24 protein-coding genes are annotated in these 21,778 nt (G+C 65.9%); 8 read left to right on the top strand and 16 right to left on the bottom strand.

Annotated features, from left to right (window positions below; all coding sequences use genetic code 11):
* The 3 genes from ACTJI6_RS10250 to pth are packed head-to-tail and all read right to left on the bottom strand — an operon-like array spanning position 1 to position 1,706.
* On the bottom strand, positions 1-600 hold the full coding sequence (locus tag ACTJI6_RS10250) for a DUF4893 domain-containing protein (RefSeq protein WP_440800368.1): 600 nt from the start codon (positions 598-600) through the stop codon (positions 1-3).
* A complete protein-coding gene (locus tag ACTJI6_RS10245) occupies positions 587-961 on the bottom strand; it encodes a DUF2237 family protein (protein WP_126154756.1) in 375 nt (124 codons plus the stop codon). The genes ACTJI6_RS10250 and ACTJI6_RS10245 overlap by 14 nt, the downstream gene beginning before the upstream one ends.
* Positions 962-983: 22 nt before the next feature.
* On the bottom strand, positions 984-1,706 hold the full coding sequence (gene pth / locus ACTJI6_RS10240) for an aminoacyl-tRNA hydrolase (RefSeq protein ID WP_440800365.1): 723 nt from the start codon (positions 1,704-1,706) through the stop codon (positions 984-986).
* A 153-nt stretch (positions 1,707-1,859) separates the two neighbouring features.
* Here pth and ACTJI6_RS10235 point away from each other — a divergent pair, with 153 nt between their 5' ends.
* From ACTJI6_RS10235 to ACTJI6_RS10215, 5 genes are all read left to right on the top strand, one after another.
* Positions 1,860-2,492, top strand: coding sequence for an ATP-dependent Clp protease proteolytic subunit (locus tag ACTJI6_RS10235; RefSeq protein ID WP_126155889.1), 633 nt, complete (start codon positions 1,860-1,862; stop codon positions 2,490-2,492).
* 152 nt (positions 2,493-2,644) lie between these two features.
* The gene (gene clpX / locus ACTJI6_RS10230; RefSeq protein ID WP_126155890.1) at positions 2,645-3,910 is read left to right on the top strand and encodes an ATP-dependent Clp protease ATP-binding subunit ClpX; all 1,266 of its coding nucleotides are present in this window, start codon (positions 2,645-2,647) and stop codon (positions 3,908-3,910) included.
* Between the two features lie 117 nt (positions 3,911-4,027).
* On the top strand, positions 4,028-4,402 hold the full coding sequence (locus ACTJI6_RS10225; protein ID WP_126155891.1) for an NADH:ubiquinone oxidoreductase subunit NDUFA12: 375 nt from the start codon (positions 4,028-4,030) through the stop codon (positions 4,400-4,402).
* Positions 4,403-4,861 (top strand): outer membrane lipid asymmetry maintenance protein MlaD, encoded by a 459-nt coding sequence (gene mlaD, locus ACTJI6_RS10220; protein ID WP_440800362.1) that lies wholly within the window; start codon positions 4,403-4,405, stop codon positions 4,859-4,861.
* Complete coding sequence (locus ACTJI6_RS10215; RefSeq protein WP_440800360.1) at positions 4,858-5,214, top strand: DUF2155 domain-containing protein; 357 nt, start codon at positions 4,858-4,860, stop codon at positions 5,212-5,214. The genes mlaD and ACTJI6_RS10215 overlap by 4 nt, the downstream gene beginning before the upstream one ends.
* Here the strand turns inward: ACTJI6_RS10215 and aat are convergent.
* From aat to hisF, 5 genes are all read right to left on the bottom strand, one after another.
* Positions 5,181-5,810, bottom strand: a complete 630-nt coding sequence (aat, locus tag ACTJI6_RS10210) for a leucyl/phenylalanyl-tRNA--protein transferase (protein ID WP_440800358.1) — start codon at positions 5,808-5,810, stop codon at positions 5,181-5,183. The two genes, ACTJI6_RS10215 and aat, sit on opposite strands and share 34 nt — an antisense overlap.
* Positions 5,811-5,818: 8 nt before the next feature.
* Positions 5,819-7,165, bottom strand: a complete 1,347-nt coding sequence (gene accC / locus ACTJI6_RS10205) for an acetyl-CoA carboxylase biotin carboxylase subunit (protein ID WP_440800356.1) — start codon at positions 7,163-7,165, stop codon at positions 5,819-5,821.
* An 8-nt stretch (positions 7,166-7,173) separates the two neighbouring features.
* Positions 7,174-7,680, bottom strand: a complete 507-nt coding sequence (accB, locus tag ACTJI6_RS10200; protein ID WP_440800354.1) for an acetyl-CoA carboxylase biotin carboxyl carrier protein — start codon at positions 7,678-7,680, stop codon at positions 7,174-7,176.
* A gap of 98 nt (positions 7,681-7,778) precedes the next feature.
* Positions 7,779-8,099 (bottom strand): phosphoribosyl-ATP diphosphatase, encoded by a 321-nt coding sequence (locus ACTJI6_RS10195; protein ID WP_126155896.1) that lies wholly within the window; start codon positions 8,097-8,099, stop codon positions 7,779-7,781.
* On the bottom strand, positions 8,096-8,857 hold the full coding sequence (hisF, locus tag ACTJI6_RS10190; RefSeq protein WP_440800351.1) for an imidazole glycerol phosphate synthase subunit HisF: 762 nt from the start codon (positions 8,855-8,857) through the stop codon (positions 8,096-8,098). The genes ACTJI6_RS10195 and hisF overlap by 4 nt, the downstream gene beginning before the upstream one ends.
* 96 nt (positions 8,858-8,953) lie before the next feature.
* On the opposite strand from hisF, the gene selD reads away from it, so the two are divergent.
* Entirely contained in the window at positions 8,954-10,009 is a 1,056-nt protein-coding gene (gene selD / locus ACTJI6_RS10185) for a selenide, water dikinase SelD (RefSeq protein WP_440800349.1), read from the top strand.
* A 49-nt stretch (positions 10,010-10,058) separates the two neighbouring features.
* Here selD and ACTJI6_RS10180 read toward each other — a convergent pair whose 3' ends face one another.
* From ACTJI6_RS10180 to ACTJI6_RS10160, 5 genes are read right to left on the bottom strand one after another with little or no spacing between them, the layout of a single operon-like run.
* Positions 10,059-11,084 (bottom strand): oligopeptide/dipeptide ABC transporter ATP-binding protein, encoded by a 1,026-nt coding sequence (locus tag ACTJI6_RS10180; protein ID WP_440800347.1) that lies wholly within the window; start codon positions 11,082-11,084, stop codon positions 10,059-10,061.
* Positions 11,066-12,067 (bottom strand): oligopeptide/dipeptide ABC transporter ATP-binding protein, encoded by a 1,002-nt coding sequence (locus ACTJI6_RS10175; protein WP_440800345.1) that lies wholly within the window; start codon positions 12,065-12,067, stop codon positions 11,066-11,068. The genes ACTJI6_RS10180 and ACTJI6_RS10175 overlap by 19 nt, the downstream gene beginning before the upstream one ends.
* A gap of 2 nt (positions 12,068-12,069) precedes the next feature.
* On the bottom strand, positions 12,070-12,996 hold the full coding sequence (locus tag ACTJI6_RS10170; RefSeq protein WP_440800343.1) for an ABC transporter permease subunit: 927 nt from the start codon (positions 12,994-12,996) through the stop codon (positions 12,070-12,072).
* A 3-nt stretch (positions 12,997-12,999) separates the two neighbouring features.
* Entirely contained in the window at positions 13,000-13,923 is a 924-nt protein-coding gene (oppB, locus tag ACTJI6_RS10165; protein ID WP_440800341.1) for an oligopeptide ABC transporter permease OppB, read from the bottom strand.
* 9 nt (positions 13,924-13,932) lie between these two features.
* Entirely contained in the window at positions 13,933-15,534 is a 1,602-nt protein-coding gene (locus ACTJI6_RS10160; RefSeq protein ID WP_440800339.1) for a peptide ABC transporter substrate-binding protein, read from the bottom strand.
* A 349-nt stretch (positions 15,535-15,883) separates the two neighbouring features.
* On the opposite strand from ACTJI6_RS10160, the gene ACTJI6_RS10155 reads away from it, so the two are divergent.
* Together ACTJI6_RS10155 and ACTJI6_RS10150 are read left to right on the top strand one after the other, a co-directional pair.
* On the top strand, positions 15,884-16,525 hold the full coding sequence (locus ACTJI6_RS10155) for a TRAP transporter small permease subunit (protein ID WP_440800337.1): 642 nt from the start codon (positions 15,884-15,886) through the stop codon (positions 16,523-16,525).
* Positions 16,522-18,297: a TRAP transporter large permease gene (locus ACTJI6_RS10150; RefSeq protein ID WP_440800335.1), complete on the top strand. Its 1,776-nt coding sequence runs from the start codon at positions 16,522-16,524 to the stop codon at positions 18,295-18,297. Before ACTJI6_RS10155 ends, ACTJI6_RS10150 begins: the two co-directional genes overlap by 4 nt.
* A gap of 101 nt (positions 18,298-18,398) precedes the next feature.
* Here ACTJI6_RS10150 and ACTJI6_RS10145 read toward each other — a convergent pair whose 3' ends face one another.
* The 3 genes from ACTJI6_RS10145 to ACTJI6_RS10135 all read right to left on the bottom strand — a co-directional run bounded on the left by ACTJI6_RS10145 (position 18,399) and on the right by ACTJI6_RS10135 (position 21,747).
* Positions 18,399-19,520, bottom strand: a complete 1,122-nt coding sequence (locus tag ACTJI6_RS10145) for a TRAP transporter substrate-binding protein (RefSeq protein ID WP_126155941.1) — start codon at positions 19,518-19,520, stop codon at positions 18,399-18,401.
* Between the two features lie 195 nt (positions 19,521-19,715).
* Positions 19,716-20,990 (bottom strand): phosphopyruvate hydratase, encoded by a 1,275-nt coding sequence (gene eno, locus ACTJI6_RS10140; protein ID WP_440800333.1) that lies wholly within the window; start codon positions 20,988-20,990, stop codon positions 19,716-19,718.
* Between the two features lie 70 nt (positions 20,991-21,060).
* Positions 21,061-21,747, bottom strand: coding sequence for an endonuclease/exonuclease/phosphatase family protein (locus ACTJI6_RS10135; protein ID WP_126155906.1), 687 nt, complete (start codon positions 21,745-21,747; stop codon positions 21,061-21,063).
* Between the last annotated feature and the right edge of the window lie 31 nt (positions 21,748-21,778).

The following is a 21,778-nucleotide window of genomic DNA, read 5'->3' as shown; positions in this document are numbered from 1 at the left end:
TCAGCGGCTTAGCGTCAGAATATCGAAACGGCTTTCAAGATGGGGGGCGGGGAACATCACCCGCCCCCCGGTTTTGCCGGTCATCTGGACCACCGCGACCTGGGGTGTGCGTTGCGGGCTGGCCTGGGGATCGAAGGCGGGCAGGTCGGCATAGGGCGGCGGCGTGTCACCCGCGATGAATCCCACGCCCAGATAGACCAGCCGGTCGCCGTCGCGATGGATGCGCCCCCTGGTCCGCTGCGATCCGGTCAGCTTTTCCAAACTGCCGTCGCTGCCGATCCGGCAGCGGAACGGCGGATAGACGGTCAACGGCAGCAGCCCGCCGATCTTGATCGTCCGGCATGCCCATTCCCCCGCCAGCAGCGGCAGCGCCTGATCGGGCGGCAGCGGCGCGCCCTGCAAGATGTTGGCCAGCATCGCCACGTCGGTCGGATCGCCGCCTGCGAAAGCCTGCAACAGCGCGTCGCCTGCCGCCGCGTGGAACGCGCCCAGCCTGCGGTCGTCGTCGGGATGGATCGCCGTGCCGTCGCCCAACTGCTGCGCCAGCCCTGCCAGGGGCAGCAGACAGAGCGCGGCGGCCAGCAGTTCAGTTCTGCGCATCGGCGGCATGGGCGCGCAGCAGTTCCAGCGGAATGATGTCCAGGGCGCGGGCATGGGTCGCCTCCAGCACCACCTTGGGCGCGCCGAATTCCTGCGCCGCTTGCAGGAAGCGCGCCGCACAGAGGCACCAGCGGTCGCCCGGCTTCAACCCGTCGAAGCGGAATTCGGGACGCGGCGTGGACAGGTCGTTGCCCAGGTATTTCGACAGCGCCAGGAATTCGGCATCGACGATCACGCAGACCGTATGACTGCCCGCATCGCCCTGTCCGGTATCGCAGCAGCCGTTGCGGTAAAAGCCCGTCAGCGGCGACATCGAACAGGGCTCCAGCCGGGTTCCCAGCACGTTCAGCGATGGCTCCATGGCGTATCCTCCTGCCGCAAGGCTACGGCTGGCGGAAGCGATCCGTCAACTGCCGCAGCTTGTCGGTCAGGCTGGCGGGCTGTTCGGAAACCGCCGGGACAGGCGCGGGGGCAGGGGCAGGGACAGGGGGCGTCCGCAGCGGCGCGCCGGGCGCGGGCCGGGTGCCGCTGTTCCGGGCGGGCTGGGTCCGCGCCGCGACCGCGTTCTGGAACCGCGCCCCGTCCCCCGCCGCCAGGTCCGCCGCCCCGTCCGAGACGCCGCGCAGCAGGTCGTCCAGCCAGTCGGCATCGGCCTTGGCAAAGTCCGACAGCACATAGGGCGCAACCCGGTCCTTGTGGCCGGGATGGCCGATGCCCAGCCGCACCCGGCCGTAATCCGCGCCGATATGCTGGTGGATCGACCGCAGCCCGTTATGCCCCGCATGGCCGCCGCCCTGCTTCACCCGGCATTTGCCCGGCGCCAGGTCCAGGTCGTCATGCAGCACGATCACCTCGGCCGGGGACAGCCTCAGGTATCGCATCGCCTCGCCCACCGATTGCCCCGACAGGTTCATGAAGGTCTGCGGCTTGAGCAGGATGACCCGCGCGTTTCCCAGCCGACCTTCCGAGACCAGCCCCTGAAACCGCGCCTTCCAGGGCGAAAAGCCGTGATCGGCGGCGATCCGGTCCACGGCCATGAAGCCGATATTGTGCCGGTTCGCCGCATATTTCGCGCCGGGATTGCCCAGCCCCACGATCAGCTTCACGCCATCCTCCTGCCGCCCGGCCGGGCGAAGTTCGTTCCATGCCTTGCGGCGGACCTTGCCCGTTACTAAGACTCTGTCAACCTTTCGCGGCTAACAGATGGGATCAGCGCCCTGACGAATCGCGCAGGCAGGGACACCAGGCAAGGACAGACGATGACCGATCCGGCAGAATTCTACATGAACACGCTTGTGCCCATGGTGGTCGAACAGACCTCTCGGGGGGAACGAGCCTACGACATCTTCTCGCGCCTGCTCAAGGAACGGATCATCTTCGTGTCGGGTCCGGTCCATGACGGCATGTCCACGCTGATCTGCGCGCAGCTGCTGTTCCTGGAGGCTGAAAATCCGAACAAGGATATCAGCATGTATATCAACAGCCCCGGCGGCGTCGTGACCTCGGGACTGTCGATCTATGATACGATGCAGTATATCCGCCCGCGCGTGTCCACGCTGGTGGTGGGCCAGGCCGCCTCGATGGGGTCGCTGCTGCTGGCGGCGGGGGAAAAGGGGCTGCGCTATTCGCTGCCCAACAGCCGGGTAATGGTCCACCAGCCCTCGGGCGGCTTCCAGGGCCAGGCCACCGACATCCTGATCCATGCGCGAGAGACCGAGAAGCTGAAGCGTCGCCTGAACGAGATCTATGTCCAGCATACCGGCCGCAGCCTGGCCGAGGTCGAAGAGGCGCTGGAACGCGACCGCTTCATGTCCCCCGAAGAGGCGAAGGACTGGGGCCTGATCGACGAGGTCGTCGCCCCGCGCGGCAAGGCGGAACCCGAGAAGAAATAGGGTCGTTGGGGATTGTGACGGGCGCGCGTCAACCCTAACATAAAGGACAGACACCGTGGCGGCCTGTTCGCCGCGGAAAATTCAGATGCGGCACAGGGCGACCGGCGCCGCCTGCGGGTTGGCAGACCTGCGGCAATCAAGGAACGTGGACGATGGCGAACCAGTCCGGCAGTGACAGCAAGAACACGCTCTATTGCAGCTTTTGCGGCAAGAGCCAGCACGAGGTTCGCAAGCTGATTGCGGGACCGACCGTCTTCATCTGCGACGAATGCGTCGAACTTTGCATGGATATCATCCGTGAGGAAACGAAATCCTCGGGGCTGAAATCCGGCGACGGGGTGCCGACCCCCAAGGAAATCTGCGCGGTCCTGGACGATTACGTGATCGGCCAGGAACATGCCAAGCGGGTGCTGTCGGTGGCCGTCCACAACCACTACAAGCGGCTGAACCACGGCGCCAAGGGCGATATCGAGCTGGCCAAGTCGAACATCCTGCTGATCGGCCCGACCGGCTGCGGCAAGACGCTGCTGGCCCAGACCCTGGCGCGGATTTTGGACGTGCCCTTCACCATGGCCGATGCGACCACCCTGACCGAAGCCGGTTATGTGGGTGAGGATGTCGAGAATATCATCCTCAAGCTGCTGCAAGCGTCGGAATACAACGTGGAACGGGCGCAGCGCGGCATCGTCTATATCGACGAGGTCGACAAGATCACCCGCAAGTCCGACAATCCCTCGATCACCCGCGATGTGTCGGGCGAGGGGGTGCAGCAGGCGCTGCTGAAGATCATGGAGGGCACCGTGGCCAGCGTCCCGCCCCAGGGCGGGCGCAAGCATCCGCAGCAGGAATTCCTGCAAGTGGACACGACCAACATCCTGTTCATCTGCGGCGGCGCCTTCGCGGGCCTGGATCGGATCATCGCGCAACGCAACAAGGGCACGGCAATGGGCTTCGGCGCCTCGGTCAAGGAGAACGACGACCGCGGCGTGGGCGAGCTGTTCAAGGAACTGGAACCCGAGGATCTGCTGAAATTCGGCCTGATCCCGGAATTCGTCGGCCGTCTGCCGGTGATCGCGACTCTGACCGACCTGGACGAGGAAGCGCTGATCATCATTCTGACCAAGCCGAAGAACGCGCTTGTGAAGCAGTATCAGCGCCTGTTCGACCTGGAAGGCGTGCAGTTGACCTTCACCGACGACGCGCTGCAAGCCATCGCCAAACGCGCCATCAAGCGCAAGACCGGCGCGCGCGGCCTGCGCTCGATCATGGAGGACATTCTGCTGGACACCATGTTCGAACTGCCGGGCATGGACAGCGTCGAGGAGGTCGTGGTCAACGAGGAAGCCGTGGACAACGCCGCCACCAAGCCGCTGCTGATCCATTCGGATCCGAAAAAGGAAACCGCCTCGGCTGGCTGAGCAGTGGCGGGCTGGGCATCGGGGGCCGCAAGGCCCCCCGTGTCGTTCGTGCAGGCTGGATCTTCGCCGCGCTTTGCGCCATATCGGTGCCAGCCAAAGACCAAGAGGTTTCCGCCCATGTCCTTCCTGCTTCGCGCCTTGACCTGGTGGAACAGCCAGACGATCAACACCCAGTTCTGGACCTGGCGGAACGGCATCAAGGTGGGCGAGGATGCCGAGGGCAACGTATTCTACCAGAACAAGGACGGATCGCGCCGCTGGGTGATCTATAGCGGCGAATCGCAGGCCAGCAGGGTCAGCCCCGAATGGCACGGCTGGCTGCACCACACCTGGAGCGAGCCGCCGACCAAGGCGCCGCTGCCCCACAAGCCCTGGGAAAAGCCGCACCAGGAAAACCGGACGGGGACGCCCGGCGCCTACTATCCCGAAGGATCGCTGTACCGGGCGGAACAGCCGAAGCGGCGTGACTATGACGCCTGGCAGCCGGAATAGATGACCTCCGGGGCCGATCATCGGGCGGAACTGCTGGCGGGCGCCGTCGTGCTGGCCGTCGCGGCGGGGTTCCTGGGCTGGGGTTTCGGCAAGGGGTTCGCGCGCGAGGCGGGGTATGAGGTCAGGGCCTCTTTTCCCGATGTGGACGGCGTAGCGGTGGGGACCGAGGTTCGGCTGGCGGGCGTTCCCGTGGGCCGCGTGACCGGCGTGACGCTGAACCCCGATACCTACATGGCCGATGCCCGCCTGAGCCTTCCCTCCGGTATCGTCCTACCCAGCGACAGCGCCGCGCTCATCCAGTCCGACGGGCTGCTGGGCGGGGCCTATATCCAGATCCAGCCGGGCGGCAGCCCCGACAACCTGGCGCCGGGCGACGAGATCGAGGACGTTCAGGGCGCCGTCAGCCTGTTGCAGTTGATGATGAAGTTCGTGGACAGCCAGGCCGAGGATAATTCGTGATCCGCGCCCTGGCCCTGGCCCTGGTCGCGGTCCTGGCGGCCCCGGCCGCCGCGCAAGAGGTTGCCCGCGCGGAGGGCGCCTTGCTGCGCGGATTGGACAAGATCTCGGGCCGGACCACCGACCTGCCGGTCCATGTCGGCGAGGCCGTGCGGTATGGCCGCCTGCAGGTCCGGTTGGGCGAGTGCCGCTATCCGGCGGGCGATCCCAGTTCCGACGCCTATGCGCAGATGACGATCACCGACATGTCGGAAAACGTCACGCTGTTCAGCGGCTGGATGATCGCGTCATCGCCCGCGCTGTCGGCGCTTGACGATACGCGCTATGATGTCTGGGTGATTTCCTGCCAAAGCTGATCCGCGGTCGGCAGCGGATGCGAGTGCAGGTCGGCGCGCCGTGACAGGGCGTCCGCCAGCATCAGGCGATAGGCGTCTCGGGGGATTTCCCGGCCGCCCATGCGTTCAAGATGCGGCGTCAGGAACTGCGTGTCGAACAGCGAGAAGCGGCAGCGGGCCAGATGGCTGGACATCCACAGCAGCGCCATTCTGGATCCGTTGGTCCGCGCCGACACCATCGATTCCCCGAAGAAGGCCGCCCCTAGCGTCACTCCGAAAAGGCCCCCGGCGAAGGCGCCGTCATGTCGCACCTCAAGCGCATGGGCATGTCCCGCCTGATGAAGCTGACGGTACAGCCGGGCCAGCGGAGCGTTGATCCAAGTCGTTTCCCGGTTCGCGCAAGCCGCCACCATCGCGTCGAAATCGCCGTCCAGATGCGCCGACCAGCCGCCCCGGCGCAGGTCGCGCAGCAGGGACCGCGCGGCATGGACGCCGCCCACCGGCAGAATTCCCCGCAGGGGCGGATCGAACCAGTAAAGGCGCGGGTCGGCCGCGCTTTCCGCCATGGGAAAGACGCCGCGCGCATAGCCTTGCAGCAGTTGCGCGGCGGTCAGCATCGGCGCGGTCAGCCGAACTTCTGTTCCAGCCAGCGTTCCAGCCAGTGGATCGAATAGTTGCCCGCCAGAATGTCGGGTTCCTGCAACAGCGCCGTGAACAAAGGCACGGTCGTGTCGATGCCGTCCACGATCAGTTCGCCCAGGGCGCGGTCCAGCCGGGCCAAGGCCTCGGGCCGGTCACGGCCATGAACGATCAGCTTGCCGATCAAGCTGTCGTAATAGGGCGGGATCGAATAGCCGTCGTAAAGCGCCGAATCGATGCGCACGCCCAGGCCGCCCGGCGCGTGATACTGGGTGATCCGGCCGGGGCAGGGCGAGAATCCCGGCACCTTTTCGGCATTGATCCGCACCTCGATGGAATGGCCCCGAATCGACAGGTCTTCCTGGCGGAACTCCATCTCGGCGCCGGATGCCACCAGGATCTGCTGGCGGACCAGATCGACGCCGAAGATCGCCTCGGTCACGGGATGTTCGACCTGAAGGCGGGTGTTCATCTCGATGAAGTAGAACTCGCCGTCCTCGTACAGGAATTCGATGGTGCCCGCCCCGGCATAGCCGATCCGGGCCACCGCGTCGGCGCAGATCTTGCCGATCCGGGAGCGCTCTTCGGGGGTGATGGTCGGTCCGGGCGCTTCCTCCAGCACCTTCTGGTGGCGGCGTTGCAGCGAACAGTCGCGTTCGCCCAGATGGACAGCGCGGCCCTTGCCGTCGCCGAACACCTGGATTTCGATATGGCGCGGCTTTTGCAGGTATTTCTCGATATAGACATCGGGATTGCCGAAGGCGGCCTTGGCCTCGGCCCGTGCGGTGCGGAAGGCGACCTCAAGACCCTTGTCGTCATGGGCGACCTTCATGCCGCGCCCGCCGCCGCCCGCCGTGGCCTTGATGATGACGGGATAGCCGATGGCGGCCGCGACCTTGCGCGCGTCCTCGACATCGTCGACGCCGCCTTCGCTGCCGGGCACGCAGGGCACCCCCAGGTTCTTCATCGTGTCCTTGGCGGTGATCTTGTCGCCCATGATGCGGATATGTTCCGCGCGCGGGCCGATGAAGGTGATGCCGTGGTCTTCCACCATCTGCACGAAGGCGGCGTTTTCGGACAAGAAGCCATAGCCGGGATGGATCGCCTGCGCGCCGGTGATCTCGCAGGCCGAGATGATCGCGGGCATCGACAGATAGCTGGCCGACGAGGGCGCCGGGCCGATGCAGACCGATTCGTCGGCCATGCGGACATGCATCGCATCGGCATCGGCGGTGGAATGGACGGCGACCGAGGCGATGCCCATCTCGCGGCAGGCGCGGATCACGCGCAAGGCGATCTCGCCCCGGTTGGCGATCAGGATCTTGTCGAACATGCCGTCCCTCACTCGACGACCATCAGCGGGGCGCCGAATTCGACCGGGGTGCCGTCGTCGATCAGGATGCGCTTGACCGTGCCGGCGCGGGGCGACGGGATGTGGTTCATGGTCTTCATCGCCTCGACGATCAGCAGCGTGTCGCCTTCGGCCACCGCCTGTCCGATCTGGACGAAGGGCGCGGCGCCCGGTTCGGCGGACAGATAGGCGGTGCCGACCATCGGCGATGTCACGGCGCCGGGCAGGCTGGCCGGATCCTCGCTGATCGCGGGCAACTGCGCGGCGGCGGCAGGGGCCGAAGCAGGCGCGGGCGCCGGGGCGGCGGCAGGGGCGGGCGCGGCATAGGCGACCTGCTTGCCCTGCTTGGACAGGCTGACCGTCAGGCGGTCATGTTCGCCGTATTCCCGTTTCACCGACAGTTCGGACAGGTCGCTGGCATTCAGCAGTTCGGCAAGCGACTGGATGAAAGCCACGTCGCCTTCGTGATGCTTGCCGTTTTGGGAATCGTTGCTCATGCGGTCCTCTGCGAATGTCCTATGGTGCCGCGACCTTGCCCGGTCGCGACGATTTTGCAGCCTTATAGCCTTGGAACCGCGTCAAGGGGAAGGGTTTCTCAACCCAAGGTGGGCCGCGACGCCTTTTCGGCCAGGCCCGAGGTTCCCGCCCGGCGGTCCAGTTCCGCTTCGACCTGGGCCAGCGTCACATCGCGCGCGGCCAGCATCACCAGCAGGTGGAAGATCACGTCGGCGGCCTCGGCGGTCAGGCGGTCGCGGTCGCCCTTGACGGCCTCGATGATCGCCTCGACGGCCTCCTCGCCGAACTTCTCGGCGCATTTCTCGGGGCCTTTCGCCAGCAGCTTCGCGGTCCAGCTGTCGTCCGGGTCGGCGGACTTGCGGGCGGCGACGGTGGCGGCCAGGTCGTGGATCGCGCTCATGTCAGCCTCATCGGGATGCCTGCGGCGGCCATGTGGGCCTTGGCCTCGGCGATGGTGAAGGTGCCGAAATGGAAGATGGATGCGGCCAGGACCGCGCTGGCATGGCCTTGGGTGACGCCCTCGACCAGATGGTCCAGCGTGCCGACCCCGCCCGAGGCGATCACGGGGATGTTCACGGCATCCGCGATGGCGCGAGTCAGGGGAATGTTGAAGCCCGCCCGCGTGCCGTCGCGATCCATGCTGGTCAGCAGGATTTCCCCCGCGCCCTTCGCCTCGACGGTGCGGGCGAAGTCGACGGCGTCGATGCCGGTGGGCTTGCGGCCGCCATGGGTGAAGATCTCCCATCGGCCATCCGCGACGGTCTTGGCGTCGATGGCCACGACGATGCACTGGCTGCCGAAGCGGTCGGCGGCCTGGGCCACCACGTCAGGGTCGGCCACGGCGGCCGAGTTGAAGCTGACCTTGTCGGCCCCGGCCAGCAGCAGGCCGCGCACATCGTCATGGGTGCGCACGCCGCCGCCCACGGTCAGCGGCACGAAGCACTGTTCGGCGGTGCGCGTCACCAGGTCGAACATGGTGCCGCGATTTTCATGCGTGGCGTGGATGTCGAGGAAACAGATCTCGTCCGCCCCCGCCGCGTCATAGGCTTTCGCCGCCTGCACGGGATCGCCCGCGTCGATCAGGTCCACGAAGTTGACGCCCTTGACGACGCGCCCGTCGGCCACGTCGAGGCAGGGGATGATGCGGGTTTTCAGCATGGGCTTCTCCTTGCGGGACCGTCCTATGCGCAAACGGGGTTTCGTTGAAGATGCGATTTGCAGGTGATAGCGTGGCGCCAACGAACGGAGGCGCCGATGGACGACCAGTTGAAGACCGAACCCCGCCTGACATCCCTGTCCCATGGCGGCGGCTGCGGCTGCAAGATCGCGCCGGGCGTGCTGACCGGACTGCTGCGCGGCACGGCGATGCTGCCGGTGCCCGAGGCGCTGCTGGTCGGGATCGAGACATCCGACGATGCCGCGGTCTACAGACTGAACGACCGGCAGGCCCTGGTGGCGACGACGGATTTCTTCATGCCGATCGTCGACGATCCGCTGGATTTCGGCCGCATCGCCGCGACCAATGCGATCAGCGATGTCTATGCGATGGGCGGCACGCCGATCATGGCCCTGTCGCTGGTGGGGATGCCGATCAACACGCTGTCGGGCGAGACCATCGCCCGGATCCTGGAAGGCGGCGCGATGGCCTGCCGCGCGGCCGGGATCCCCATCGGCGGCGGCCATACCATCGATTCGGTCGAGGCGATCTATGGCCTCGTGGCCTTGGGACTGGTCGACCCGGCGCATGTGAAACGCAATTCCGGCGCGCAGCCGGGCGATGTGCTGATCCTGGGCAAGCCTCTGGGTGTCGGGATCATGTCGGCGGCGCTGAAAAAGGGCGCGCTGCCCGATGACGGCTATCGCGCGATGATCGCGGCCACGACCCGGCTGAACACCCCCGGCCCGGATCTGGCGCGGCTGCCGGGCGTGCATGCAATGACCGATGTGACGGGCTTCGGCCTGGCGGGCCATGCGTTGGAGATGGCGCGCGGGTCGGGCTGCGACTTGCGGCTGGACTGGTCCGCCGTGCCGCTGCTGGCCGGGGTGCGCGACCTGGCGTCGAGCGGCCATGTGACGGGCGCGTCGGGGCGGAACTGGGCCAGCTATGGAGCCGAGGTCGCGTTGCCGGACGGCTTTGCCGACACCGACCGCGCGCTGCTGGCCGATCCGCAGACCAGCGGCGGGCTGTTGGTGGCCTGCGCCGAGGATCAGGCCGACGCGGCTTTGGCGATCTTTGCCGAACACGGCTTTGCCGAGGCGGCCGTGATCGGGCGGGCGGTTGAAGGCCCCGGGCGGATCGTGGTCGGCTGAGGGCGTCCGCCTCCGGCGGGGGTATTTGGACAAAGAAGAAGCGGCGGTGTCAGGCCGCTTCGGCCGTTCGGGCGCGGGCGATTTCCTCGGCCGTGAGGGGGCCGGGGAAATGGCAGGCGGTCTGGTGGTCGCTGCCCGCCAGCACTGGCACCTCGGCCGCGCAGCGGGCGGCCGCGCGGGGGCAGCGGGTGCGGAACACGCAGCCAGAGGGCGGGTTCGTGGGCGAGGGCAGTTCGCCCCGCAGCGGCACGATCCGCGCCGCCGGATCCTGGGCCGGATCGGGGACCGGCACCGCCGACAGCAGCGCCTGGGTATAGGGATGCTGCGGATTCGAATAAAGGTCGTCCGAGGACGCGATCTCCATCACCTTGCCCAGATACAGGACCATCACCCGGTCGCTGATATGGCGCACCACCGACAGGTCGTGGGCGATAAAGATCAGCGACAGACCCAAGTCCGCCTGCAAGCGCATCAGCAGGTTGATGACCTGCGCCTGAATGGAAACGTCGAGCGCGCTGACGGGTTCGTCGCAGATGATCAGGCGGGGTTCCACGATCAGCGCGCGGGCGATGCCGATCCGCTGGCACTGGCCGCCGCTGAACTCGTGCGGATAGCGGTTGATCTGGCTGGGCAGCAGGCTGACGCGGTCCATCATCGCCTTGACCCGGTCCCGGATCTGCGCCCTGGGCAGGTCAGGGCGGTGGGTGGCCAGCGGTTCGGCAATGATCTGGCCCACGGTCATGCGCGGGTTCAGACTGGCCAGCGGATCCTGGAAGATCATCTGGATCTGGCTGCGATAGGCCATCATCCGGCGGGGCGACAGGCCGATCAGGTCGGCGCCGTCGATCCACTCCGCGCGGCCCTTGGCCGGGACCAGCCCGATCAGGGTGCGGGCCAGGGTCGATTTCCCGCAACCGGATTCGCCCACGACGCCAAGCGTCTGGCCTGCCGGCAGGGTGAGATCCACGCCGTTGACGGCACGCAGCAGGCGGGACCGGGTCCAGGGCATCGCGCCGGAAGGGCGAATGGGAAAGCTGACGCGCAGGTCGCGGACGGTCAGAAGCGGTCGGGGCATGGGAATGCCTTCGTTCCAGCCCGCAGCTCGTCCAGCGGCGCGAAGCAGGCGCGCCAGCGGTCCGGGGCGAAGGGTGCCAGCGGCGGGCGGTCGTCGCAGGCGTCGCGGCGATAGGCGCAGCGCGGCTGGAAGGCGCAGCCGGGGGGCGGGCGGCTCATGTCCGGGGGCTGGCCGGGGATGACGGCCAGTTCGGCATCCCTTACGTCGATGCGCGGGACCGCCGACAAAAGGCCCTGGGTATAGGGATGGGCCGGATCGGCAAAGACCGGCCCGACCGGCCCCAGTTCTCGGATCCGGCCCCCATACATCACTGCGACCCGTTCGCAGGCCCCCGCCACCACGCCAAGATCATGGGTGATCAGGATCATCGCCATGCCGAAATCGCGTTGCAGGTCGGCCAGCAGCGTCATGATCTGCGCCTGAACCGTCACGTCCAGCGCGGTCGTCGGCTCGTCCGCGATCAGCAGTTTCGGGCGGCACAGCAGGGCCATCGCGATCATCACCCGCTGGCGCATCCCGCCGCTGAATTCGTGCGGGTAAAGCCGCACCCGGCCACGCGCGTCGGGGATCCGCACGGCGTCCAGCATCCGCACGGATTCGGCCACCGCGTCGCGTTTCGACAGGCCCTTGTGCAGGACCAGCACCTCGGCCATCTGGTCCGAGACGCGCATATAGGGGTTCAGCGAGGTCATCGGATCCTGGAAGATCATCGCGACCTTTTCGGCGCGGACCCGGTTGATGACCTTGGGCGGGGCGTTCAGGATGTCCTGCCCGTCAAGCCGGACCCGGCCCGAAGCCTCGCCATTGCGCGCCAGCAGGCCCATCACCGCGAAGGCGAGTTGCGATTTGCCGGATCCGGATTCGCCGACGATGCCCAGCGTCTCGCCCGGATCGACGGACAGGGTGACATTGTTCACGGCCTGCACCGCGCCGTCATGGGTGCGGAAGCGGACGGACAGATCCTCGATCCAAAGCAGCGGCATCGTCAGCGATCCTTGGGGTCCAGGGCGTCGCGCATGCCGTCGCCCACGAAGAAGAAGCCGAACAGCGTGATCACGAAGAAGAACAGCGGGAAGGCAAGCTGCCACAAGGTGCCATAGTTCATCGTTCCCGCGCCCTCGGAAATCAGCGCGCCCCAGGATGTCAGCGGCTCCTGCACGCCCAGGCCCAGGAAGCTGATGAAGCTTTCGGTCAGGATCATCAGCGGCACCAGCAGCGTGGCATAGACCGCGACCACGCCCAGCAGGTTCGGGACGACATGGCGGGTGATGATGCGCCATGTGGGGACGCCTGTGGCGCGCGCGGCCTCGATGAATTCGCGGTTCTTCAGCGACAGGGTCTGTCCGCGCACGATGCGAGCCATGTCCAGCCAGGAAATCAGGCCGATGCCCAGGAACAGCATCGACATGGACCGACCGAACATCACCAGCAGCAGGATCAGCACGAACATGTAGGGGATCGACATCAGGATATCGACCAGCCGCATCATCGCCTGGTCGGTGCGCCCGCCGACATACCCGGCAACCGCGCCGTAAAGCGTGCCCACGATCACCGCGATGCCCGCGCCGACGATCCCCACCAGCAGGCTGATCTGCGTGCCCTGGACGGTGCGGGCGAACAGATCGCGGCCCAGGTCATCGGTGCCGAAGTAATGGCCGTTGGACCAGGAAGGCGCGCCCATGGTGGCGACCTGGCCCATGACGCTGAAATCCAGCTCCTCGTTCGACCACACGGCGGCCTGACTGCCGAAGATGGCGAACAGCGCCACCAGGACCAGGATCATCAGGCCCGCCATGGCCGCCTTGTTGCGGAAGAACCGCCTGCGGGCATCGGCCCAGGGCGACCGGCCCCTTACCTCGGCCTGGGCGATCCGGGCGGCCAGAGAGCGCATCTTCCGTTCGTCGATCACCATGGCCTAGTACCGGATTTTCGGGTCGATCCAGGCATAGAGGATGTCCACGACCAGATTGAACAGGATGGTCAGCGCGCCGACCAGGATGGTGACGCCCATCATCACCGCATAATCGCGGTTCAGCGCCGAATCGACGAAGGCCTTGCCGATGCCGCCGGTGGAAAAATAGATGTCGATCACCACCGATCCGGTGATCATCGACACGAAGACCGGCCCCAGATAGCTGACGACCGGCAGCATCGCGGGCCGCAGCGCATGGCGCAGGATCACGCGGTATTCGGGCATTCCCTTGGCGCGCGCGGTGCGGATGTGGTTGCTGCTCAGAACCTCCAGCATCGACGACCGGGTGATCCGGGCGATCGAGGCCATATAGCTGGTGGAGAGCGCGATCACCGGCATGATCCAGAAGGACGGGTCCGAAAAGCTCCACCCGCCGCCGGGCAGCCAGCCCAGCCACAGCGTCAGGACCAGCACCAGCAGCGGCGCCATCACGAAATTCGGCAGCACCTGCGCGCCGATGGAGATGCCGACCGCCAGGTAATCCAGCCATGTGTTCTGCCGGGTCGCGGCCAGCGTGCCCAGGGTGATGCCGACGGCCACGGCGGCCAGAAAGGCCAGCGACCCATAGGTCAGCGTCACCGGGAAACCGTCGGCGATCAGCTGGTTCACCGTGCGGTCGGGATAGACGAAGCTGGGGCCAAAGTCTAAATGCACGACGATGCCCCAGACATAGTTCCAGATCTGGCGCCACAGCGGGTCGTCCAGGCCGTATTTGGCATTCAGGTTCGCCAGGACTTGCGGCGGCAGGGCGCGTTCATGGGTGAACGGCCCGCCCGGCGCCAGGTGCATCAGCAGGAAGGACAGCACGATCAGCAACAGCAGCGTGGGAACCGCGATGGCCAGCCGCCGCAGGATATAGGCGAACATCGGCGGGCCTTAGTCGGCGATCCGGTAGAAGTCCTTGGCATACCAGGCATTCGTGACGTTTTCCGTGGGAACGCCCTTCACGGCCGGGTTCAGCATGTCGACCTTGGCATAGTGATAGACGAAGACCGCCGGAACCTCTTGTGCCAGGATTTCCTCGGCCCGTTTATACAGGGGGGCGGTGTCTGCGGCGGTTTTGGACTCGGCCATCAGCTTGTCGTATTCCGCGTTCGACCATTTGCCCGAATTATAGCCTTCGGTGCGGAACCAGTCCAGGAAGGTCGAAGCCTCGTTATAGTCGGCGCACCAGGCATAGCGGGCCATGTCGAAATCCTGGTTCTGCATCCGGTCGGTATGCACCTTCCATTCGACATTGTTCAGCGTGATGTTCACGCCCAGCGGCTTCCAGAACTGCTGGGCGGCGATCGCCAGCTTCTTGTGGTTCTCGTCCGTGTTGTATTGCAGGGTCAGGGCCAGCGGCTTGTCGGGACCATAGCCCGCCTCGGTCAGCAGGGCGCGGGCCTTTTCGGTCCGCTGTTCCTGCGTCATGGCGGCGATTTCCGTGTCGGGGGCCTGGAAGCCCTCGATCGCCCAATGGGTCCAGCTATAGGCGGGCTTCTGGCCGCCTTGCAGCACCTGGTCCACGATGATGTCGCGGTTCAGGCCCAGGGACAGCGCCTGGCGGACGCGCACGTCCTTCAGCGCCTGGGGGCCCTTGTCCGAAACGTTGAAGACATAGGCATAGGAACAGGCATAGGGGATCGACACAGCCTGGTCGGGATATTCCTGCGACAGGCGCGGATACTGCCCCGCCGGGATCTGCACGCGATCGAGTTCGCCCGCCAGATACCGCGTCAATGCGATGTTGTTGTCGTTCACGGTCACGCCGCGCACGGTCTGCATCATGACATTGGCTGCGTCCCAGTATTCAGGGTTCTTCACCACGGTGATGTCCACGCCCAGGTTGTGGCTTTGCAGCGTGAAGGCCCCGTTGCCGACCAGATTGCCGGGCTGGGTCCAGGCGTCGCCGTGCTGTTCCACGACCTTTTGCGGCACCGGGAAGGTGGTCGCGTGAGACAGCGTTTTCAGGAAATAGGGGGTGCGCGCGATCAGCCTGACCTCCAGCGTCCTGTCGTCCACGGCGCGCACGCCCAACTGGTCGGGCGGCAGGTCGCCCGCGATGATCTGCGTGGCGTTCTGCACGTTCATCAGTTCCAGGAACCACGCATATTCCGAGGCGGTTTCCGGGTTCACCACCCGCTGCCAGGCATAGACGAAATCCTGCGCCGTCACCGGATCGCCGTTCGACCACCGGGCGTCGCGCAGGGTGAAGGTATAGGTCAGCCCGTCGTCGCTTTCGGTATGGCTTTCGGCCACTCCGGGGACCATCGCGCCGGTCGGACCCTCGTTCATCAGCCCTTCGAACACCTGGCGCAGGACATCGGAGCCCTCGACATCGGTGTTCTTGGCCGGGTCCAGTGTCTTGATCGCGTCCAGCAGCCAATAGGTATAGGTCTGGCTGTCGGCCAAGGTCTCGCCCGCCGCCGGCTGGACGGCCTGGGCCGGAAGGGTCAGGGCGGCAAGAAGGGCGGTGGTCGTGAACAGCTTGGACATCGGCGGCTCCCCTTGGTGTTGTTTCTGCACGCGTGGCGCTCAACTTACCGCACAAGAACGGCAGGTAAAGCCGCATCGCTGTCGCAGGGCGCGGCGTTCCGTGACAGAGCGACCTGCGGAAGCGGCGGCTTCTGACCGGAAAACGCTTGGTCAGCTTGACCTGACGGGGATCGCCCCAGCCGCCGCGACGTTGCGTCGGATCATCTCCTGGAACCGGCCGGGGGGGGGGCGCCTTGACGCGCCAGTCACCGAACTTCTTGACCGGTTTTGCCACTTCGATCATACCGCGACAGGATGAACAGTCGGCTGGACGGCGCACAAGGCTGATTTCCATGGGGGAGGAATTTCGATGAACGGCCTTTTGGCCCTGTCGCGCGGGATCGACCGCGTCAACACCGTGATCGGACGCAGCGCGGCCTGGCTGATCCTGCTGGCGATCTTCGTCAGCGCGATCAACGCGGTAGTCCGCAAGGTATTCAGCGTGTCGTCGAACGCCTATCTGGAACTGCAATGGTACCTGTATGGCGGCGCGTTCCTGCTGGCGGCCGCCTATACGCTGCTGGAAAACGAACATATCCGCATCGACATCGTCTATGGGGCCTTCTCGCGCCGGGTCCAGCACTGGATCGACCTGCTGGGAACGATCTTCTTCCTGATGCCGGTCGTGCTGCTGACGCTGTATTACGTCTGGCCCTGGCTGATGCGCAGCTATCGCGGCGGCGAGATGTCGATGAACGCGGGCGGGCTGATCCTGTGGCCCGCCAAGGCGCTGCTGTTCGCGGGCTTCGCGCTGCTGTTCTTCCAGGGCATTTCGGAAATCATCAAGAAGATCGCCGTGATGCGCGGCCTGATCCCCGATCCCTTCCCGGCGACCGCCCATCACGCGCCGCTGGAGATCGATCCCGAACTGGCCGCCCAGGCGGGCTTTGCCGATCCCGACCATCCGCTGACCGATCTGGCCGACGACGCGCGCAAGGAACCCCGCACATGATGGAGCTTATTGCGCAGAACATGGCGCCGATCATGTTCGTCTCGCTGATCATCTTCCTGCTGATCGGCTATCCCGTAGCTTTCGCGCTTGGCGCCAACGGGCTGCTGTTCTTCATCATCGGGGTGGAACTGGCGCCGCTGTCGGGCGGGTCGATCAACCTCAGCTGGCCGTTGCTGGGCGCTATTCCCGACCGCTTCTTCGGCGGCGTCGTCGCGAACGAGACATTGCTGGCGGTGCCATTCTTCACCTTCATGGGCATCGTGCTGGAGAAATCCGGCATGGCCGAGGATCTGCTGGACACGATCGGCCAGTTGTTCGGCCCGATCCGGGGCGGTCTGGCCTATGCGGTGATCATCGTCGGCGCGCTGCTGGCCGCCACGACCGGCGTCGTCGCCGCCTCGGTGATCGCAATGGGGCTGATCTCTCTGCCGATCATGCTGCGCTATGGCTATGACCGGCGGATCGCGTCTGGCACCATCGCGGCGTCGGGGACATTGGCGCAGATCATTCCGCCGTCGCTGGTGCTGATCGTTCTGGCCGACCAGCTGGGCCGGTCGGTGGGCGACATGTACAAGGGCGCGATGATCCCCGGCCTGGTGCTGACCGGGCTGTACATGGTCTATATCTTCGTGATGTCGATCCTGCGCCCGCATTACCTGCCCGCCCTTCCGAAAGAGGCGCGGACCCTGGGTTCCGGCGTCACCTCGCTGATCGTGGCCTTGGCCGTCGCTGCGGGGATCTTCTGGGCTACGACCCGCTGGCTGGGCCCCGCGCATGCGTCCGACGCGCCGATCTGGGGCATGGTGATCGCGGTCACGGTGATCTATGTCGTCGCGCTGATCGACAAGACCTTCGGGATCAACATGATGTCGCGGCTTGCCCAGCAGGTCATCATCGTCCTGATCCCGCCGCTGGCGCTGATCTTCCTGGTGCTGGGTACGATCTTCTTGGGGATCGCCACTCCCACCGAGGGCGGCGCCATGGGGGCCGTCGGCGCCCTGTTCATGGCCGGCATTAAGCGCCGCTTGTCGATAGACGTGATCCGGCAGGCGCTGTATGCGACCACGCGGCTGTCGGCCTTCGTGATGTTCATCCTGATAGGGGCGCGAGTATTCTCGTTGACCTTCTATGGCGTGAACGGGCACCTGTGGGTCGAACATCTGCTGACCTCGTTGCCGGGGGGCGAATACGGCTTCCTGATCGTCGTGTCGATCCTGGTGTTCCTGCTGGCCTTCTTCCTGGATTTCTTCGAACTGGCCTTCATCATCGTGCCCCTGCTGGCCCCTGCCGCCGAAAGCCTGGGCATCGACCTGATCTGGTTCGGCGTGATCCTGGGCGTGAACATGCAAACCGCCTTCATGCACCCACCCTTCGGCTTCGCGCTGTTCTATCTGCGTTCGGTCGCGCCGAAGCTTCCCTACAAGGACCGCCTGACCGGCAAGATGATGGAGCCGGTGCGCACCAGCCATATCTATTGGGGTGCGGTGCCCTTCGTCTGCATCCAGATCGTGATGATCGGCGTGGTGATCGCCTTCCCGCAGCTTGTCATGCATTACAAGGGCGCACCCATCGACACATCGGGCGTGCGGCTGGAGATACCGGCGGGCAGTTCGGGCGGCTTCGGCAGCCTGGGCGGCGCGCCGAATTTCGGCGCCCCGGCAGCACCTGCAACCCCGGAAGCCCCGGCGCCCGCCGCACCGCAGCCGGACCAGACGCAAGGCAGCGGCGGCCTGGGTCTGGGCGGCCCGCCGCCGGGCCTGGGCGGAAACTGACAGGATCTCGAAAGGGCCGGGAAACCGGCCCTTTTTGTTGATCCACGCCATGAAAAAACCGCCGCAGAACCCCGCGGCGGTTTTCGGTTCAAGAGGCGGGATCAGCCCTGGGTGGGGGCCAGCTTGCCGTTGCGCTGCTGGATCATCATGAAGGTGTCGAAGGTATATTCCGCCGTCTGGTTGTACAGGTACCAGTCATCGCGGAATTGCAGCTGCGCCTCGTACTGCCGCTTGAAATGTTCGTTTTCAGCGGACAGTTCGGCATAGACCTCGTTCGCGGCGGCAAAAGCGGCGTTCATGATTTCCTCGCTGAACGACCGCAGCTGCGCGCCCGACGCGGCCAGTTCCTTCAAGGCCGTGGGGTTCTTGAAGTCGTATTTCGCCAGCATGTTCTGGTCGGTCGCCTGGCAGCAGGTCCGCAGCAGCGACTTGTAGTGTTCGGGCAGTTCGTCATACTTGGCCTTGTTGACAAAGAAGCTGACCGTCGGCCCGCCTTCCCAGAAGCCGGGGTAATAGTAATAGGGCGCGACCTTCTGGAAGCCCAGCTTGTTGTCGTCATAGGGGCCGACCCATTCGGCGGCGTCGATGGTGCCCTTTTCCAGCGACGGATAGATGTCGCCGCCCGCGATCTGCTGCGGCACCACGCCCAGCTTTTCGACGACGCGCCCGGCCAAGCCGGAAATCCGCATCTTCAGGCCCTGCATGTCGGCGACGGTGTTCACTTCCTTGCGGTACCAGCCGCCCATCTGCACGCCGGTGTTCCCGGCCGGGAACGCCACCAGGTTCACCGTTTCCAGGAACTGGTTGTACTGGTCGATCCCGCCGCCGTGATAGTTATAGGCGGCCTTGGCGCGCGCGCTGAAGGTGAAGGGCAGGTCGGCGCCGCAGGCGAAGGCCGGGTTCTTGCCCCAGTTGTAGTAACCCACCGAATGCGCGGTTTCGACGGTGCCGTCGGTCGCGGCGTTGATGGCGTCCAAGCCCGGCACGATCTCGCCGGCGGCGAAGACCTGGATGTTGAACTTGCCGTCCGAGGCTTCCTTCAGGCGGGTCGCGATCTCCTCGCCGCCGCCATAGATCGTGTCCAGCGACTTGGGAAAGGACGATGCCAGCCGCCAGTTGATCGTCGGCGATTCCTGCGCGATGGCAGGGGCGGCAAGCGTCGCGCCGGCTGCCGCCGCAACGCCGCCGACCGATGCCGTGGTCAGGAACGACCTGCGGTGCAGGGTCTTGGAATCTTTCATGAACTCTCCTCCGATGTTGGCAAGCGGGATCGTTGCCCAATGGGGTCGCGCCCCAAGCGAGGTCCAGTTTAGCCAGCGATTTCGGCCTGTCGAGGGGACTGCGTATCTCGGGCGGAAAAAACGAAACCGCCCCCGGCGGATGCGCGGGGGCGGGGGGCGGCGGGGCTTGGCCGGGGTTCAGCGCAGGATGCTGCGGCCGGCATATTCGGCGGTTGCGCCCAGCATCTCCTCGATGCGGATCAGCTGGTTGTATTTCGCCAGCCGGTCGGACCGCGCGAGGCTGCCGGTCTTGATCTGGCCGCAGTTGGTGGCGACCGCCAGATCCGCGATGGTCGCGTCCTCGGTCTCGCCCGAGCGGTGGGACATCACGCTGGTATAGCCGTTGCGGTCGGCCAGACGCACCGCGTCCAGCGTTTCCGACAGGGTGCCGATCTGGTTGACCTTGACCAGCAGGCTGTTGCCGCAGCCCTTCTCGATCCCCTCGGCCAGGCGCGCGGGGTTGGTCACGAACAGGTCGTCGCCCACCAGCTGCACCGACGCGCCCAGACGGTCGGTCAGCAGCTTCCAGCCGTCCCAGTCGTCCTCGGCGCAGCCGTCCTCGATCGACAGGATCGGATAGTCGGCGCAGAGCGCGGCCAGATAGTTCACATTCTCGGCCGAGGTGAGCGACTTGCCCTCGCCCTTCATCTCGTATTTGCCGTTCTTGAAATATTCGGTCGACGCGCAATCCAATGCCAGCATGATGTCGTCGCCGGGCTTGTAGCCCGCCTTCTCGACCGCCTTGAGGATGAAATCCAGCGCGTCGCGGGTCGAGGACAGGTTCGGCGCAAAGCCGCCCTCGTCGCCCACGCCGGTCGCCAGGCCCGCCGCCGACAGTTCCTTCTTCAGCGTGTGGAACACCTCGGACCCCATGCGCACGGCGTCGCGGATGTTCTCCGCAGAAACCGGCATGATTATGAATTCCTGGATGTCGATGGGGTTGTCGGCATGTTCGCCGCCATTGATGATGTTCATCATCGGAACCGGCAGGATGCGCGCCGCCGTGCCGCCCACGTAACGATACAGCGGTTGCTGGCAGGCGTCCGCCGCCGCCTTGGCAACTGCCAGCGAGACGCCCAGGATCGCGTTCGCGCCCAGGCGGCCCTTGTTCGGCGTGCCGTCCAGTTCGCACATCATCGCGTCGATGGCGCGCTGTTCGGTCGCGTCCTCGCCGATCAGGTTCTCGGCGATCTCTCCGTTCACGGCGGCCACGGCTTCCAGAACGCCCTTGCCCAGGTAGCGCGCCTTGTCGCCGTCGCGCTTTTCGACCGCCTCATGCGCGCCGGTGGACGCGCCCGAGGGCACGGCCGCCCGGCCCATCGTGCCGTCTTCAAGCGTCACATCGACCTCGACGGTCGGATTGCCGCGGCTGTCCAGGATTTCACGCGCATAGATGTCGATGATGGCGGTCATGATTGTCCCTCGGGGTGTTTGGTGTCGGCGCCTTCATAGCGGCCGCAGGGGCAGGCCGAAAGCCGCAAATTCACGGCTGCTCGATCTCGGCCCAGATCGGCAGATGGTCCGAGGCGTCGCGCGCCTGCGCGCCGGTGAAGACCCCCTGATCCAGCAGGGTCAGGTGATGCGACATGGCGATCCGGTCGAAGCGGAACCGGGGCAGGGGCGCGGGATAGGACGGGCCGGGGGCGATGACGCGGAACCCCGCCAGGGATTCCAGCCCCCGGCTGTCGTGCCATTCGTTGAAATCGCCCATCAGCACGATATTGTCGTCGGCGATCCGCGCCGCCTGCGCGGTGATCCGCGCCAGTTGCGCCCGGCGGGACGACCGCGCGAGGCCCAGGTGGACGCCGATCACCGTCAGTTTCGGCAGGCGCAGCACGACCGCGCCGCGCGGCTCCAGCCCCGGCAGGGGCAGGCGGCGCAGGATGGCCTGTTCGGCCAGATCCGGGCGCATCAGGATCGTCTGGCCGTGCCATCCCAACGAGTTTTCGCCGGTCGTCGTCATATTGGCCGGAACCAGTCCGGTGGTTTTCTGGATCAGGCGGCGCGGCAGCGCCTCGGGTCGCGCGCCCAGGCGGAAATCGACCTCTTGCAAGGCGATGATGTCAGGTTGCAGGGCCGAGATGACGGCAAGGTTGCGTTCCGGCGCATGCGGGCCGGTCAGGCCACGGCATTTGTGCAGGTTGTAACTTGCCAATCTCAACAAGGACATGCCGCCTTTCGTGCTGGCCGCAGGATAGTCA

Source organism: Paracoccus sp. 22332 (assembly GCF_052045125.1).
GTDB lineage: Bacteria > Pseudomonadota > Alphaproteobacteria > Rhodobacterales > Rhodobacteraceae > Paracoccus > Paracoccus haematequi_A.
This window is presented reverse-complemented; position numbering and strand designations above follow the sequence as displayed.